The organism is Sphingopyxis sp. USTB-05, from assembly GCF_023822045.1.
Lineage (GTDB): Bacteria > Pseudomonadota > Alphaproteobacteria > Sphingomonadales > Sphingomonadaceae > Sphingopyxis.
Window position 1 is genome coordinate 1,264,107 of sequence record NZ_CP084712.1, and the last position, 14,854, is coordinate 1,278,960.

The following is a 14,854-nucleotide window of genomic DNA, read 5'->3' on the forward strand; positions in this document are numbered from 1 at the left end:
AAAGGCTCAGGCCTTCGCGTCTTCATCCTGCCGCGCGAGCCATTCCTCGAGCCACTTGATCGTATAGTCCCCATGGATGACGTCGGGGTCGGCGAGCAGCGCCTGATGAAGCGGGATGTTCGTCTTGACGCCGCCGATCACCATCTCCTCGAGCGCACGGCGCATCCGCATCATGCAGCTTTCGCGCGTGCGGCCATAGACGATCAGCTTGCCGATCATGCTGTCGTAATAGGGCGGGATCGAATAGCCGGCGTAGAGCCCGCTATCGACGCGAACATGCATGCCGCCCGCGGCGTGATAGTTCGTGACCTTGCCCGGCGAGGGCAGGAAGGTGCGCGGATCCTCGGCATTGATGCGGCATTCCATCGAATGGCCGCGGAATTCGAGGTCTTCCTGTTTGACCGACAACCCCGCGCCGCCGGCGATGCGGATCTGTTCGCGGACGAGGTCGAAGCCGGTGATCATTTCGGTCACCGGATGCTCGACCTGGATGCGCGTGTTCATCTCGATAAAGAAGAACTCGCCATTTTCCCACAGGAACTCGATCGTTCCGGCGCCGCGATAGCCCATTTTCGCCATCGCATCGGCACAGATGCCGCCCATGCGCGCGCGCTCCTCGGCCGAGATGATCGGCGAGGGCGCTTCTTCGAGCACTTTCTGGTGCCGGCGCTGCAGCGAGCAGTCGCGCTCGCCCAAATGGATCGCTGTGCCCCGGCCGTCGCCGAACACCTGAAATTCGATGTGGCGCGGGTTGCCGAGATATTTTTCCATATAGACGGTCGGATCGCCGAAGGCTGCCGCCGCCTCGCTCGACGCCTGACCCATCAGGCTTTCGAGGCTGTCTTCGTCGGGAACGACCTTCATGCCGCGCCCGCCGCCGCCCGAAGCGGCCTTGATCAGCACCGGATAGCCGATTTCCTTCGCCAGCCGTTTCGTTTCTTCGCCGAAGGTTACCGCGCCGGGCGAACCCGGAACGACCGGCAGGCCGAGCGCCACCGCGGTGCGTTTTGCCTCGACCTTGTCGCCCATCGTGCGGATATGCTCGGGCTTGGGGCCGACAAAGATCATGTCGTGCGCTTCGATGATTTCGGCAAAGCGCTCGTTTTCGGAGAGGAAGCCATAGCCGGGGTGGATCGCGTCGGCGCCGGTGATTTCGGCCGCCGAGATGATCGCCGGAATATTGAGATAGCTGTCCTTCGCCGCGGGCGGGCCGATGCACACGGCTTCGTCGGCAAGGCGGACGTGCATCGCGTCGGTGTCGGCGGTCGAGTGGACCGCGACGGTCTTGATGCCCATTTCATGGCACGCGCGGTGGATGCGCAGCGCAATCTCGCCGCGGTTGGCGATCAGAAGCTTTTCAATGCCCATGGGTTGGATTTACCCGATGGTGAACAGCGGCTGGTCGAATTCGACCGGCTGGCTGTTCTCTACATGCACCGCCTTGAGCGTGCCCGACGTGGTTGCCGTGATCGGGTTCATGACCTTCATCGCTTCGATGATCAGGATCGTGTCGCCGGCATTCACCGCCGAACCGACGGTGGCAAAGTTCGGTGCGCTGGGTTCGGGTGCGAGATAGACGGTGCCGACCATCGGCGACTTCACCGCGTCGGCGAAATTGTCCGCGGCAGGGGCGGCCGCTGCGGGTGCAGCAGCAGGTGCCGCAGCAGCGGGCGCTGCTACGGGGGCGGGTGCATACGCGATGGGCGCAGCGGCGGCGGTCAGCGTGCGGGCGACGCGAACCTTGCGGTCGCCATCCTCGACCTCGATTTCCGAAAGCTGCGTATCGTCGAGCAATTCCGCCAGTGCGCGGACGAATGCCGGATCGATGTTGATGCCATTGTCTTTATGGTCACCCATGAGTGTTTTTCCTGTTTGTTGCGACGTCCATTCATAAGGACGCTCAGACCCCGTTTTTGATGCGCCCTATTGTCAGAGACGGGCGGCGGCGTCCAGCGCCAGCGTATAGCTGTTCGCGCCATGTCCCGCAAAATGCGCCGCGGCCGCCATACCTACATAGCTTAAATGCCGGAATTCTTCACGCTTCATCGGGTCCGACAGATGGACCTCGATCACCGGCACCCTGATCGACTTGATCGCGTCGTGGATCGCGATCGAGGTGTGCGTATAGCCGCCAGCGTTGAGCAATACGGCCTTGGCCCCCGAAACATATGCTTCGTGCAGCCAGTCGATCAGCACGCCCTCATGGTTCGTTTGGCGACATTCGACGCGCAAGCCAAGATCGGCCGCCTGCGCTTCGAGCCGGGCGTGGATGTCATTGAGCGTATCGTGGCCATAGATTTCCGGCTCGCGCGTGCCGAGCAGGTTAAGGTTCGGGCCGCTGAGGACATAAACGGTTTGCAGATCGGGCAAGGGGCGGGCTTTCGGTTGCGGCGGAGGATGCTCCCCCTATATGGGCTGCTCGGCAAAAGGCAAAGCGAGGCGGATTTCAGGTGATCGCGGTCATTCTCAATGGCGAACCCCGGCAGGTGCGCGAAGGCAGCATCGCCGACCTCGTCGCGTCGCTTGGCCTCGACGTCAAGAAGGTCGCGGTCGAGCGTAACCGCGAGATCGTGCCGCGCTCGACGCTGGCCGACGTGGCGCTCGCAGAGGGCGACGCACTGGAAATCGTTCATTTCGTAGGAGGCGGTTGAGTTGTCAGCGGATCAGTGGAGTGTCGCCGGCCGGACGTTCACGTCGCGGCTGATCGTGGGCACGGGCAAATATAGGGATTTCGAACAGAATGCCGCGGCGGTCGAAGCGTCGGGGGCGGAAATCGTCACCGTGGCGGTGCGCCGCGTCAATGTGTCGGACCCGTCCGCGCCGATGCTGACGGACTATATCGACCCGAAGAAGATCACCTATCTTCCCAACACTGCGGGCTGCTTCAACGCTGACGACGCGATCCGCACCTTGCGCCTCGCGCGCGAGGCGGGCGGCTGGGATCTGGTGAAGCTCGAAGTGCTCGGCGAAGCAAAGACGCTCTATCCGAACATGCGCGAGACGCTGGAGGCGACCGAAGTGCTCGCGAAAGAGGGCTTCCTGCCGATGGTCTATTGCGTCGACGATCCGATCGCCGCGAAGCAGCTCGAAGATGCGGGCGCGGTTGCGATCATGCCACTGGGCGCGCCGATCGGATCGGGACTAGGCATTCAGAACCGCGTCACGATCCGGCTGATCGTCGAGGGCGCTTCGGTGCCGGTGCTCGTCGATGCCGGCGTTGGCACGGCAAGCGATGCTGCGGTGGCGATGGAACTCGGCTGCGACGGGGTGCTGATGAACACGGCGATCGCCGAAGCGAAGGACCCCGTGCGCATGGCGCGGGCGATGAAACTGGCGGTCGAGGCGGGGCGCGATGCCTATCTGGCCGGGCGTATGGGCCTGCGCAAATATGCCGATCCGTCGAGCCCGCTGGCGGGGCTGATTTAGGCGGGCGGCCGGAAGCGACTGGAAGCCTGCCCATCCTTTTTCGTCACCCCGGACTTGATCCGGGGTCCCGCTCGAGGTCGAAGCCAGTGAGCACGTCAAAAAAGCGGGATCCCGGATCAAGCCCGGGATGACGGAAGTGGGGGACGGGATGTCCGCTCACCGCCCCAAAGCTGCCGCGCATTAGTCCTTCCTTTGCAACGCCCTGTCCCGAGGGGTGCAACGTCGGGCGCCGTCACCCGTTTCTCCTGCACGAGGCGAGCCCCTCCCGCCTCGATATGCCAAGGAGAAACCCCGTGGGTGAACTGACCGAAAAGGCAAAAGGCCTTGCAAATGAAGCTGCCGGCAATGTGAAGCAGGCGGCCGGCAAGGCGACCGATAACGAACGTCTTCGCGCCGAAGGCGAAGCGCAGGAGCGCAAGGGCGAAGCCCAGAATCTGAAGGGCAAGGTCCAAGGCGCGCTAGGCGACAAGATCTGACCGCTTGCTCGTCACGCAAGCAATGAGAAAGGCCCCGGGGTTCCCTCTCCCCGGGGCCTTTTCATTGCGTAGCGCGACGTTACTTATTTGCCGCCGGAGGCGACCAGATCGACGTCGGTCATGCCGCCGTCGCGGCGCATCATCAGCACATAGGCGAGGTCGCCCTTGGTGCCGCCAAGCATATGTTCGTTGCCGTTGACGCGGTGGTCGCTGGTGTAACCGGCGCGGATCGCCATCGTGTGATAATAATCGAGCACCGCCTGCATCGACGCCGCGGTCTGGAAATTGACGACGCGGATATTGCACTTGCCGCCGGCGATCCCGGCCGCCTCGCGCAGCGTCGCGCGCGGATAGACTTTGAACGCGGCCGGCAGGCGATCGGCCCAGGCATTGCTGTAGGTCAGCTTGGCATCGCAGCCGCCCTTTTGCTGATCGCGCGCGAGTGCGCCGATCGTCACGGGGCGCTTTTGCGCTTCGCAGCCGTCGCATCCGGCCTCGAACGGCAGGGCCTTCGGTGCGGTGAGCAATTTGCCCGCCGCAAGCGCCGCGCTGGCTTCGGCGACGGTCGCGGCCTTGCCGCCCGCAACGCCGGGAACGCCGCCATCGACGGGCTTGTTGCCCGGACCCACGGCATTCTTGTTCGCCTGGCCCGCAAGCTTGGGGTCGACCATGATCTTGTCTTCGAGCGAACCCTTGATCGCCGGGTCGGCGTTGGTCAGCCCGTCGTCGAGCGGCGAGAGTTCGGCCTTGGCGTCGGGATTATCCCGGCAGCCGGCAAGCGGCGCCGCCGCCATCAGCAGACCGGTAACCAGCCATTTTCCCCGCAACATCATCGCTAACACTCCCTTATCCTTGAGGGGGAATGCCCGATCCTAGTCAAAAAGGCCCAAAAAAAATGCGTTAACGGGCAGGGGTTTATTAGCCGAAAACTGTCTCGGAGCGAGACGCTTTTGGCGCGCAGCGGATCAGGCGCGAGGTTTCGACCGCGGCCTGGCGATGGATGACGGCTTCGCGGTAAACCGGGTCGGTGACCATTTCCATGAAGGCGCCGCTGTTCGGATATTCGGCGATGAACACCGCATCCCAATGTTCGTCATCGGGACCGATGACCATCGCTTCCATCGTTCCGGTCCAGATAACGCGGCCGCCGACGCGCTGGAAGACCGGCCCGCTATCGGCGCCATAGTGGCGATAGGCCTCGGCGCCGGTCAGCGTCTTGCCCGCGAGCGGGTGATCGCCCGGATAGGTCGCCTTGTCCTTGAAGCGGACGAGGTTGAGCATGTGGATCACGGTATCACGCGGCAGCGCCTTGAACGCGTCGAATTGCGCGCGTTCGGGGTCGATGTCACGATCGCTCACGGCAGGAATTCCTTGCGCTTCACGCGCCATGCGTCGGCGCTTTGCGTCCAGGCATCGACGGGCGCGTCCTCGAACGGCGCGGGGAGGCGGGTCGGGCCGCTGTTCGTCGCGCCGAGGCGCTTCGCCAACGCCTGCGATCGGGTGTTGGAGGGGTCGATGCTGTGCATCAACTCGGGCCATTTCAGAAACTCGACCGCGAAATCGCAGGCGGCCACGCTGCCTTCGAAGGCATAGCCCTTGCCGGCGAATTTCGCGCGCACGCCATAACCGACCTCGGGGGCAGGCCAGCCGTCAGGCTCCCACGGGCCGAGCCGTCCGACCCATTCGCCGGTCGCGCGCTCGATGACCGAAAACATGGAAAAGCCACGAATATGCCACGCGCCCGCGAGTGTGCACCATTGGCGCCATGCGGCCGAGCGCGGGCTGGTGCCGCCGATGAAGCGCATCGTTTCTTCCTCGGTGCACATTTCGGCGAAGTCGTCGAAATCCTCGGTCGCTGGCGGACGCAGGATCAGCCGCTCGGTGACGAGCAGGGGGCCGTTCAACATATTCATTCTCCCGCAGCAATTGGCCGATGCTTCTGCGGCAAGAGGGCGAATTCGGCAAGCGGATACGCTTGAGGGCACCGGCGTTAACCAGTGCCCTCGCCATCAGCGTGTATGGGCTGGAGGGGTCTCGAACCCATACTCGAGACGGTTGCGGTAAAGCCTTAGCGGCAGCGATATTTGTCGCGGTCGACCTCGCGGCCGATCAGCGCGCCGGCACCCGCACCGATGATCGTGCCGAGCAACTTGTCGCCGCCGCCTGCGATCTCGTGGCCGGCAAGGCCGCCGACCGCGCCGCCGATCAGCAGGCCGGTGGTGCCATTATCCTTTTTACAGCGATAACGGCCATCGTCGCCGCGCCACACGCGGGTATTGCGGTTGATCCGCTCATCGCGGGCATAATAACGGCGATCCTTCTTGCGATAGAAGTTCGACGACTGGTCGAGCTGATGGAAACCATCGGCCTTCGCCGGAGCCGCGATACCCGCATAGGCAGGCGCGGTCAGGGCGACGCTGGCGGCAGCAAAAGCGCCCATCAAACCCTTCGAGAAATTACGCATGTCAAATCCTTTCCTGGCTTCAACGCCTCATCCCGCTTTGCGAGACCGGGCGCTTCGAAGGTGAAAACGAGCCGGGTCCGGAACCCGTTGCATTAACCCTAGGCAACAAGACGAAGTGAGTGCTTCTGTCGATGAACCGAAAGCCTCTTGCCGCATTGCTGGAGCCGTGCGACAATTCGGCCATGCTCAATATCGGATCGCTCGTCATCGGCGCTATCGCCTTGGTTTTGGCCGTTTTTGCGTTCATCCCGCTGCTTGGGTGGGCAAATTGGGTGATCGTGCCTTTTGCGGTTGTCGGCTTGGCGCTCGGCGCGATGTCGGACAAGACAAGCGGGCGAAACCTCAATATCGTCGTCATCGTCATCGGGGTCATTCGCCTGATGCTCGGCGGCGGCATCATCTGATCCGGCCGGGCTCCCGATCATGAACCAGTCAGCGGCCCCCGCGGGGAGCAATCAGGGCGGCTTGCCCTATGCGCTTGCTGCGTATGGCATCTGGGGCTTCGTTCCGCTCTTCTTCAAACTGCTGAGCAGCGTACCACCCGTCGAGGTGCTGGCGCAGCGGATCATCTGGTCGCTGCCGCTCTGCTTCGTGATCATGCTGTTCCGCAAGCAGATCGGCGAATATCTGGTGGCGTTGAAGGACTGGCGGACGCTGCGGTTGCTGATCGCCAGCGCGGTGCTGATCGCGGTCAATTGGCTCGTCTATATCTTCTCGATCTTTACCGACCATGTGCTTGCGGCCAGCTTGGGATATTATCTGAACCCGCTCGTCAACGTGATGCTGGGAATGGTCTTCCTCGGCGAAAGGCTCTCGCGGTTGCAACTCGTGGCGGTCGTGATTGCGGGCGTCGGCGTCGCGATCCTGCTCGCGGGCGCTCTCGATACGCTATGGATCAGCCTGACGCTCGCCTTTTCCTTTGGCATTTACGGCCTGCTCCGCAAGATCGTGCCAGTGGGCTCGCTGCCGGGGTTGGCGATCGAGACGACGGTGCTGCTGATACCGTCGCTGGCGGTCGCGGCCTTTTACCTTTGGGTCGGCGACGGGCGCGGTTTCGGGTCGGACGGGTCGATCAGCCTGCTGCTGATGGCAGGCGGGATCGTGACGGCCGTCCCGTTGCTCTTATTCGCGACCGCCGCGCGGCGCATGAGCTACGCCGCGCTCGGCTTTGTCCAGTATCTCGCGCCGACGGTGCAGTTCCTGCTCGGGCTGTTCGTGTTCGGCGAGCCGCTGAAACCCGTCCAGCTGGCTTGCTTCCTGTTGATATGGGTCAGCATCGCGGTGTTCAGTTTCGACATGTGGCGCAAGATGCGCGCCGAGCGATTGATCGGGATCGCTTGATCGCCCCATTCGTCATGCCGGACTTGATCCGGCATCCCGCTTTCCAACTGTGCAGTCGTGGGACCCCGGATCAAGTCCAGGGTGACGAAAGGATATCAGGCCAGTTTCCAACCTAGCGTTTCACCCGCGTGGAACGGGACGACATCGCCGATCTTGTCGGGCACGACGGTTTCGCCGCGTTCGAGTGTGACCGTGCCCTCGTTGAGCGGCAGGCCATAGAAGCGTGGGCCATGTTCGCTGGCGAAGCCTTCGAAATTGTCGAGGGCGCCATCCTCGTCGAACGCAGTCGCGTAGCTTTCAAGTGCATAGGGTGCGTTGAAGATGCCCGCACAGCCGCACGATGCTTCCTTGGTATGCACCGCATGCGGTGCGCTATCGGTGCCGAGGAAGAATTTGGGCGAACCCGAGGTCGCGGCCTTGCGCACCGCGAGCCGGTGGTGCTCGCGCTTCGCGACGGGCAGGCAATAGGCGTGCGGGCGAATGCCGCCGACGAGCATCGCATTGCGGTTGATGTGGAGATGCTGCGGCGTGACCGTCGCGGCGATGTTGGCAGGCGCGTCGGCGACGAACTGTGCGGCTTCGGCCGTCGTGATATGTTCGAAGACGATCTTGAGGCCGGGCAGGGCGCGGACCAGCGGTTCGAGCGTGCGTTCGATGAACACCGCCTCGCGGTCAAAGATGTCGACGTCATGGTCGGTGACCTCGCCATGGATCAGAAGCGGCATGCCGATGTCGGCCATCCGTTCGAGCACGGGCATGATCTTCGCGATATCGGTAACGCCATGCGCGCTGCCCGTGGTCGCGTGTGCGGGGTAGAGCTTTGCGGCGGTGAACACGCCCTCTTCATGGCCGCGCGCCATCTCGTCGGCGCTGCTGTGGTCGGTGAGATAGGCGACGATCAGCGGGGTGAAATCGACCCCGGCGGGCACCGCTGCGTCGATGCGGTCGCGGTATGCCCGGCCTTCTTCGGCCGTTGTTACCGGCGGCGACAGGTTCGGCATGATGATCGCGCGCGCGAACTGACGCGCGGTATAGGGTGCGACATGTTGCAGCATCGCGCCGTCGCGCAGATGGACGTGCCAGTCGTCGGGGCGGCGGATCGTCAGGCGGTCGGTCATGCAGGGACTCATCAACTTGCGGGTTGGTTTTGGCTGCCGCGTCCCTAGATTATCGTCATGGCCAATACCACCCTGATCAATCGCGCCCTCATCCGTCTGTCGGGGGAGGATGTCCGCGGCTTCCTGCAAGGCCTTGTCACAAACGATACATCGGGCAATCTGCCGGTATGGGCGGCGCTTTTGACGGCGCAGGGCAAGGCGCTGTTCGACTTCCTGATCTGGGGCGACGGCGATGATGTGCTGATCGACTGCGAACGCGAAGTGGCGGGCGACCTTGCCAAGCGGCTGACGCTCTATCGCCTGCGCCGCGCGATCACCATCGAGCGCGAGGAGGAACTTTGTGTCCACTGGGCGCCGGAAGGCGACCTTGGCGTCGTCGATCCGCGACTGTCCGAACTTGGCCAGCGCTGGCTTGCGCCGGCTGACCCAGGCGATGGGGCCGATGCACGGTGGCAGGCGCACCGGCTGGCGCTCGGCGTTACCGAGGGGCGCGCCGAACTCGGTGACGGAACGACGCTATGGCTCGAATGCAATGCGGCCGAGCTGAACGGCGTCAGCTTCACCAAGGGCTGTTATGTCGGGCAGGAAAATACCGCGCGGATGAACTGGCGGCAAAAGGTCAATCGGCGGCTGGTCGTGGTGCCGATTGCCGACGCTGACGAAAAGCGGCAGGTCGTCGGCTATCCCGACCTCGGCTGGTCGGTCGAGCACCGGCGGACCGAGAATGTCGACGCCGCCACCGCGCCCGCGTGGCTGCGCGAGGGGCTCGCCGCCGGTTCATGACAGGTGCAGCCTTTGCTGCTAGATTGTCGGCCATGCGCGCTATGCTGATTTCGTCGGCGCTTGTCGCCGTCCTCGCCGTGTCGGCTCCCGCATTTGCGATGCCGACATCGTTGCTGCCCATCGAACCCGAGGTGGCGGTGCCTGCTTCGAAACTCGCGCCGCTGGACGTCAATTCGGCGTGGGCACCGCGCTTTGCGGCGGCGGCGGACGAGTTGGCGCGGGCGCTCCGCTCGCGCGACGAGGGGCAGTGGGCGCCGCTGCTCGGCGGGCAATGGCTATCCGCCGCGGACCGCGAACGGGTCGGCAATTTGCTCGTTGATCGGGACAGCCCGTTTCTGCCTGCGCTCTTTTCAAAGGCCTTTACCCATCGTGCAATCTTCGGCTGGACTGCGCCAGCCTCGCTCAGCGCCGAAGAACGCGCTGCGGTCGAGGGAGGCCAAGAGGCCGAGGCGCTTGTCTGTTGGTCAGCGGGAGGTGACGGGACGGGGCCTTGGCCGACGACGGCGATCGAGGCCGACAATCGGCCGGGCCTGCGCTATGCCTGCGCCCGGATCGCCTATAGCATTCGCGGCGGGACGCCGACTTGGCGGGCATTCATCGATCAGGGCGCGCCCGCTTAACCAATCTCCAACTTTCTTCTGCAAAAAAGCGGTTCATGTTGGGGCGCTTTCTTGGTTTGGCGGTGGTGATCGTGGTGGGTTCGGTCGGCTTGGCGGGCATTGCCAGCCGATCTTCTTCCAACGAGGTTGTCGACACGCCTCCCGTCGTTTCGGGCAATCACGACAATTGGACGACGCACAAGCTACGTAAGGAGCGGTCTTTGGCTGCGGCCGAAGCCCGTGGCGACTCGGGCCGCCCGAGTGAAGTGTTGCTCGCTCGTTCGCGCGATTCGCATTTCTATGCCGACACCAGGATCGACGGGCGGAACGTTCGTATGCTCGTCGACAGCGGCGCGTCGGTTGTCGCGCTGACCCGCAGCGATGCCGAGGCGATCGGGATCAACGTCGACGATCTTCCGGTCGGCGGGACCGCGAGCACCGCGGGCGGCGACGTGCCGATGCGGATGATCACACTCGACAGTGTCGAGGTTGAAGGGATCAAGATACGGGATGTTCAGGCGGCCGTAATCGACTCCGACATGGGCATCTCGCTGCTCGGGCAGAGCTTCCTGTCGAAGCTCGCGGCGGTGAATGTCGAAGGCGATACGATGACGCTACGCTGAGGCTTGTGCGCCTCTACGGGGGCGACGCCCTGCTGTTTGTTGTGGTCGTTTCCTTCCGTCCGTCACCCCGGACTCGATCCGGGGTCCCGCTTGCTCTTGAAACCAGCGAGTGCGTCAAAAAAGCGGGATCTCGGGTCAAGCCACGGATGACGAAGCATAGGGCCGCGTCCAGCCGCGACCCACAGCCCACACTTGCCATTCCCGCCACATTTCCCCACATCGCCACCATGAACGCTCCCAATCCTCCGATGCGCGCGGCGATCGTGCCGGTTACCGCCTTTCAGCAGAATTGCACCTTGCTGTGGTGCACCGCGACCAACAAGGCGGCCTTCGTCGATCCCGGCGGTGACCTGCCCAAGCTGAAGGAAGCGGTGAAACAGACGGGAGTCGAGGTCGAGAAGATCCTCGTCACCCATGGCCATATGGATCACTGCGGACAGGCGGGAATGCTCGCGAAGGAACTTGGCGTGCCGATCGAGGGGCCGCACGAGGACGACCGCTTCTGGATCGAGGCTTTCGCCGAGGATGGCGCGCGCTTCGGCATGGTGGGCGAAGCGTTCGAGCCCGATCGCTGGCTCGTCGACGGCGACAAGGTCACCGTCGGCAATCTCGAGATCGATGTCATCCATTGTCCGGGCCACACGCCGGGGCATGTCGTCTTTCATCATGGACCGTCGAAGCTCGCGATCGTCGGCGACGTGATCTTCCAGGGTTCGATCGGGCGCACGGACTTTCCGCGCGGAAATCATCAGCAGCTTCTTGATTCTATCACGCAGAAACTGTGGCCGCTCGGCGGCGACACGACCTTCCTGCCCGGGCACGGGGCACACAGCAATTTTGCCCACGAACGCCGTACGAACCCGTTCGTGAGCGATATGGCGCTTGGAACTGCGGACTAAGTTTAGATCGTCATTGCGAGCGAAGCGAAGCAATCCAGAGCGGCTTGTCACACTCTGGATTGCTTCGCTTCGCTCGCAATGACGGACGAAGGAGGCCTATCGTGGCGCCGCTGCTTCGGTTTCGACGATCTCGGTCGTGGTGAAGCTGGTCGGCGTCAGATAGACGACCGCGAGTGCGCCGATCGCCAGGCCGAGCTGAGTGAGCATGGTGATGATCGTGCCGACCATGCGACCCCACATCATGCCGTCCATTCCCATCGCGTGCAGGATACGCCCGACGAGATAGAGCGCGCCGACACCCCACAGCCAGAGCGAGGAGCCGAGGCCGAGCTCGACGAGTGCGAGCAGGATCAGGACGAAGGCGGTATTCTCGACGAAATTGCTATGCGCGCGCATACGGCGCGTCAGCAGGTCGTTGCCGCCGTCGCCGATAAAGACCTTTTCCTTCGTGCGGACGCGGCCGACGCGGATCGAGAGCCACAGATTGAGCAGCGCCGCCCCCGCGGCGATCGTCAGGCTGATCGGCAAGATTATCATTTTGTGTCCCCCTCGTTTGCCGCCTCATTGTCATGATCGGACTGGTGTAGCTGTGGCATCCCCCGACCGGGGCGGCAAGTCTGCGCGACGATGGGCGCAATGGGCTTGCCTTTACGGGCAAAAACGCTATAGCCGCGCCCGATCCGGCACCCGACACCATCTGGCGTTGAGGCACCCTCCGGCGGAAGATTTTCCTGGCCTTTTTGGCCGGGAACAGCCTTCGGCTTGGCGGGCGGGCCAGTTATTTCCGGCAACGGGAATGACAAATCCGGGTAGCCGATTCGTGACACACTATTTAGAATGCAGGAAATATCATGGCCGTTCCCAAGCGAAAAACCTCGCCCTCGAAGCGCGGCATGCGTCGCAGCCACGACAGCCTGAAGGTTGAAGCCTTTCAGGAATGCCCGAACTGCGGCGAGCTGAAGCGCCCGCACAACCTTTGCAACGCCTGCGGCCACTATAATGGCCGTGAAGTGGTGTCGGTCGGCGCATAAGCATTAGCCGGAGGGCGTCACGATGGCACTGACACCGCGAATCGCAATTGATGCGATGGGCGGTGACGTCGGCGTGCGCATGATGCTCGCCGGCGCCGCGATGGCGCGCCACAAGCACGACGGCCTCCGCTTCATCCTCGTCGGCGACGAGGTGCAGATCAAGGCTGCGCTCGAAAATCACCCGAATCTGCGCGCGGCGTCGGATATTCTCCACACCGATGGCGTGGTGTCGGGTGAGGACAAGCCGAGCCAGGCGCTGCGCAAGGCAAAGAGCACCTCGATGGGGCTTGCGATCGACGCGGTGAAGCGCGGCGATGCCGGCGGCGCCGTGTCGGCGGGAAACACCGGTGCGCTGATGGCGATGGCCAAGCTCGCGCTGCGTACGATGCCGGGAATCGACCGCCCCGCGCTTGCGGCGCTGTTGCCGACGCTCGGCGATAATGACGTCGTGATGCTCGACCTTGGCGCCAACACCGATTGCGACGCCAACAACCTGATCCAGTTCGCCGTGATGGGTGCGGCCTATGCGCGTACGGCGATGGGGCTCGAAAAACCCCGCGTTGCGCTGCTCAACATCGGTACCGAGGAACTGAAGGGCACCGACGAGATTCGCGATGCCGCGGCGCGCCTGCGCGAAGTGCAAGGCCTGCCGATGGAATTCACGGGCTTTATCGAGGGCGACAAATTGTCGCGCGGCAATGTCGATGTGATCGTGCACGACGGTTTTTCGGGCAACATCGCGCTGAAGACGATCGAAGGGACGGCGCGTTTCGTCACCGACCTCTTGCGCCGCGCCTTTACGTCGTCGGTTCGCTCAAAGATCGGCTTCCTGATCTCGCGCCCCGCGACCGAATTGCTCAAGCATCACCTCGACCCCAATAATCACAATGGCGCGGTGTTCCTCGGCCTGAACGGGGTGGTACTCAAAAGTCATGGCAGCGCCGATGCGAAGGGGGTCGCGAACTGCGTCCATCTTTGCGCCGAGCTGATCGAGAAGGATATCACGCGTCAGGTGACCGAAGATCTCGCGAATTTCCGCAGCGGCGCCGCAGCATGACGCTTCGTGCCATATTGGCCGGCACCGGTTCGGCCTTGCCGCGTACGCGCGTATCGAACGCCGAACTCGCCGAGCGTGTCGACACCAGCGACGAGTGGATCGTCGAGCGCACGGGCATCCGGTTTCGCCATATCGCCGAACCCGACGAGACGACCGCGACACTGGGCGCCGACGCTGCAAAACAGGCATTGGCGGCGGCCGGGCTTGAGCCTGCCGACATCGGCCTGATCATCGTCGCCACGGCGACGCCCGACAATACGTTCCCGGCAAGCGCCACCAAGGTACAGGCGCTGCTCGACGTCCCCGATTGCATCGCATTCGACGTTGCGGCGGTCTGCTCCGGCTTCCTTTACGCGGTGTCGGTCGCCGATTCGATGCTGCGCACCGGTGCCGCCAAACATGCGCTGGTGATCGGTTCGGAAACCTTCAGCCGCATTCTCGACTGGGAAGATCGCACGACCTGCGTCCTGTTCGGTGACGGCGCGGGCGCCATCGTGCTGTCGGCGCAGGATGTCGACGACGATCAGGGCATCCTGGCGACGCGCCTGCATGCCGAGGGAAAATACGCAGGCATGCTGTATGTCGACGGCGGGCCGTCGACGACGGGGACCGTCGGTCACGTCCGGATGCAGGGCCGCGAAGTCTTTCGCCACGCGGTCACCAACCTCGCATCGGTGCTTGCCGAAGTGATGGAAGATGTCGGGCTGTCGGCCGAGTCGATCGACTGGGTCGTGCCGCATCAGGCGAACAAGCGGATCATCGACGCAACCGCGAAAAAGCTTGGTTTGCCGGCCGAACGCGTCGTGCTGACGGTCGACCAACACGCCAATACGTCGGCCGCCTCGGTGCCGCTGGCGCTGGACCTTGCGGTGCGCGACGGGCGGATCAAGCGCGGCGACCTTGTCGTGCTGGAGGCGATGGGTGGCGGTTTCACCTGGGGCGCTGCCGTTCTGCGCGTCTGACGTTTCGCTCCGGCGCGTCAACTTCTCGCTCCATCCGTTTCAGTTTGGCGGATTAATTAGCATTTGTTACATATG

Annotated in this window: 21 protein-coding genes; 12 read left to right on the forward strand and 9 right to left on the reverse strand. The window is 63.5% G+C overall.

Features of this window, described 5'->3' with window-relative positions:
• Window positions 1-6: 6 nt before the first annotated feature.
• The 3 genes from accC to KEC45_RS05525 all read right to left on the reverse strand — a co-directional run bounded on the left by accC (window position 7) and on the right by KEC45_RS05525 (window position 2,370).
• The gene (gene accC, locus KEC45_RS05515) at window positions 7-1,368 is read right to left on the reverse strand and encodes an acetyl-CoA carboxylase biotin carboxylase subunit (RefSeq protein ID WP_252171624.1); all 1,362 of its coding nucleotides are present in this window, start codon (window positions 1,366-1,368) and stop codon (window positions 7-9) included.
• 9 nt (window positions 1,369-1,377) lie between these two features.
• Window positions 1,378-1,857, reverse strand: a complete 480-nt coding sequence (accB, locus tag KEC45_RS05520; RefSeq protein WP_252171625.1) for an acetyl-CoA carboxylase biotin carboxyl carrier protein — start codon at window positions 1,855-1,857, stop codon at window positions 1,378-1,380.
• Between the two features lie 72 nt (window positions 1,858-1,929).
• Window positions 1,930-2,370, reverse strand: a complete 441-nt coding sequence (locus KEC45_RS05525; protein WP_193749167.1) for a type II 3-dehydroquinate dehydratase — start codon at window positions 2,368-2,370, stop codon at window positions 1,930-1,932.
• An 80-nt stretch (window positions 2,371-2,450) separates the two neighbouring features.
• Between KEC45_RS05525 and thiS the strand changes: the two genes are divergently transcribed.
• The 3 genes from thiS (at window position 2,451) to KEC45_RS05540 (ending at window position 3,902) form a co-directional block, all read left to right on the forward strand.
• Window positions 2,451-2,651 carry a sulfur carrier protein ThiS gene (gene thiS, locus KEC45_RS05530; RefSeq protein WP_062182072.1) on the forward strand — a complete coding sequence of 67 codons (201 nt, stop codon included), beginning with the start codon at window positions 2,451-2,453 and terminating at the stop codon, window positions 2,649-2,651.
• A gap of 1 nt (window position 2,652) precedes the next feature.
• The gene (locus tag KEC45_RS05535) at window positions 2,653-3,426 is read left to right on the forward strand and encodes a bifunctional sulfur carrier protein/thiazole synthase protein (protein ID WP_252171626.1); all 774 of its coding nucleotides are present in this window, start codon (window positions 2,653-2,655) and stop codon (window positions 3,424-3,426) included.
• A 293-nt stretch (window positions 3,427-3,719) separates the two neighbouring features.
• On the forward strand, window positions 3,720-3,902 hold the full coding sequence (locus tag KEC45_RS05540; protein WP_054729406.1) for a CsbD family protein: 183 nt from the start codon (window positions 3,720-3,722) through the stop codon (window positions 3,900-3,902).
• Between the two features lie 83 nt (window positions 3,903-3,985).
• Here KEC45_RS05540 and KEC45_RS05545 read toward each other — a convergent pair whose 3' ends face one another.
• From KEC45_RS05545 to KEC45_RS05560, 4 genes are all read right to left on the reverse strand, one after another.
• Window positions 3,986-4,735, reverse strand: a complete 750-nt coding sequence (locus tag KEC45_RS05545) for a hypothetical protein (RefSeq protein ID WP_062182063.1) — start codon at window positions 4,733-4,735, stop codon at window positions 3,986-3,988.
• Window positions 4,736-4,820: 85 nt separating this feature from the next.
• Window positions 4,821-5,261, reverse strand: a complete 441-nt coding sequence (locus KEC45_RS05550) for a DUF1330 domain-containing protein (RefSeq protein ID WP_252171627.1) — start codon at window positions 5,259-5,261, stop codon at window positions 4,821-4,823.
• On the reverse strand, window positions 5,258-5,809 hold the full coding sequence (locus KEC45_RS05555; protein WP_252171628.1) for a GNAT family N-acetyltransferase: 552 nt from the start codon (window positions 5,807-5,809) through the stop codon (window positions 5,258-5,260). Before KEC45_RS05555 ends, KEC45_RS05550 begins: the two co-directional genes overlap by 4 nt.
• Before the next feature lie 161 nt (window positions 5,810-5,970).
• Window positions 5,971-6,366, reverse strand: a complete 396-nt coding sequence (locus tag KEC45_RS05560) for a glycine zipper 2TM domain-containing protein (protein ID WP_062182054.1) — start codon at window positions 6,364-6,366, stop codon at window positions 5,971-5,973.
• 182 nt (window positions 6,367-6,548) lie between these two features.
• Here KEC45_RS05560 and KEC45_RS05565 point away from each other — a divergent pair, with 182 nt between their 5' ends.
• Window positions 6,549-6,770 (forward strand): membrane protein, encoded by a 222-nt coding sequence (locus KEC45_RS05565; protein ID WP_039572978.1) that lies wholly within the window; start codon window positions 6,549-6,551, stop codon window positions 6,768-6,770.
• A 19-nt stretch (window positions 6,771-6,789) separates the two neighbouring features.
• Window positions 6,790-7,707: an EamA family transporter RarD gene (gene rarD / locus KEC45_RS05570; protein WP_252171629.1), complete on the forward strand. Its 918-nt coding sequence runs from the start codon at window positions 6,790-6,792 to the stop codon at window positions 7,705-7,707.
• A gap of 95 nt (window positions 7,708-7,802) precedes the next feature.
• On the opposite strand, the gene pyrC is transcribed toward rarD, so the two are convergent.
• Complete coding sequence (gene pyrC / locus KEC45_RS05575; protein WP_252171630.1) at window positions 7,803-8,825, reverse strand: dihydroorotase; 1,023 nt, start codon at window positions 8,823-8,825, stop codon at window positions 7,803-7,805.
• A 57-nt stretch (window positions 8,826-8,882) separates the two neighbouring features.
• Between pyrC and KEC45_RS05580 the strand changes: the two genes are divergently transcribed.
• The 4 genes from KEC45_RS05580 to KEC45_RS05595 all read left to right on the forward strand — a co-directional run bounded on the left by KEC45_RS05580 (window position 8,883) and on the right by KEC45_RS05595 (window position 11,729).
• Window positions 8,883-9,608: a folate-binding protein YgfZ gene (locus tag KEC45_RS05580; RefSeq protein WP_252171631.1), complete on the forward strand. Its 726-nt coding sequence runs from the start codon at window positions 8,883-8,885 to the stop codon at window positions 9,606-9,608.
• A 32-nt stretch (window positions 9,609-9,640) separates the two neighbouring features.
• Window positions 9,641-10,228 carry a hypothetical protein gene (locus tag KEC45_RS05585; RefSeq protein ID WP_252171632.1) on the forward strand — a complete coding sequence of 196 codons (588 nt, stop codon included), beginning with the start codon at window positions 9,641-9,643 and terminating at the stop codon, window positions 10,226-10,228.
• A gap of 35 nt (window positions 10,229-10,263) precedes the next feature.
• Window positions 10,264-10,830 (forward strand): TIGR02281 family clan AA aspartic protease, encoded by a 567-nt coding sequence (locus tag KEC45_RS05590; RefSeq protein ID WP_252171633.1) that lies wholly within the window; start codon window positions 10,264-10,266, stop codon window positions 10,828-10,830.
• Between the two features lie 227 nt (window positions 10,831-11,057).
• Window positions 11,058-11,729 (forward strand): MBL fold metallo-hydrolase, encoded by a 672-nt coding sequence (locus KEC45_RS05595; protein WP_062182038.1) that lies wholly within the window; start codon window positions 11,058-11,060, stop codon window positions 11,727-11,729.
• A 96-nt stretch (window positions 11,730-11,825) separates the two neighbouring features.
• Here the strand turns inward: KEC45_RS05595 and KEC45_RS05600 are convergent, their stop codons facing one another.
• A complete protein-coding gene (locus KEC45_RS05600) occupies window positions 11,826-12,266 on the reverse strand; it encodes an MAPEG family protein (protein ID WP_252171634.1) in 441 nt (146 codons plus the stop codon).
• 314 nt (window positions 12,267-12,580) lie between these two features.
• Between KEC45_RS05600 and rpmF the strand changes: the two genes are divergently transcribed.
• From rpmF to KEC45_RS05615, 3 genes are read left to right on the forward strand one after another with little or no spacing between them, the layout of a single operon-like run.
• Window positions 12,581-12,760 carry a 50S ribosomal protein L32 gene (gene rpmF, locus KEC45_RS05605; RefSeq protein ID WP_011541714.1) on the forward strand — a complete coding sequence of 60 codons (180 nt, stop codon included), beginning with the start codon at window positions 12,581-12,583 and terminating at the stop codon, window positions 12,758-12,760.
• Window positions 12,761-12,782: 22 nt separating this feature from the next.
• Window positions 12,783-13,817, forward strand: a complete 1,035-nt coding sequence (gene plsX / locus KEC45_RS05610; RefSeq protein WP_062182035.1) for a phosphate acyltransferase PlsX — start codon at window positions 12,783-12,785, stop codon at window positions 13,815-13,817.
• Window positions 13,814-14,779, forward strand: coding sequence for a beta-ketoacyl-ACP synthase III (locus KEC45_RS05615; protein WP_062182032.1), 966 nt, complete (start codon window positions 13,814-13,816; stop codon window positions 14,777-14,779). The genes plsX and KEC45_RS05615 overlap by 4 nt, the downstream gene beginning before the upstream one ends.
• The last annotated feature ends 75 nt before the right edge of the window (window positions 14,780-14,854 follow it).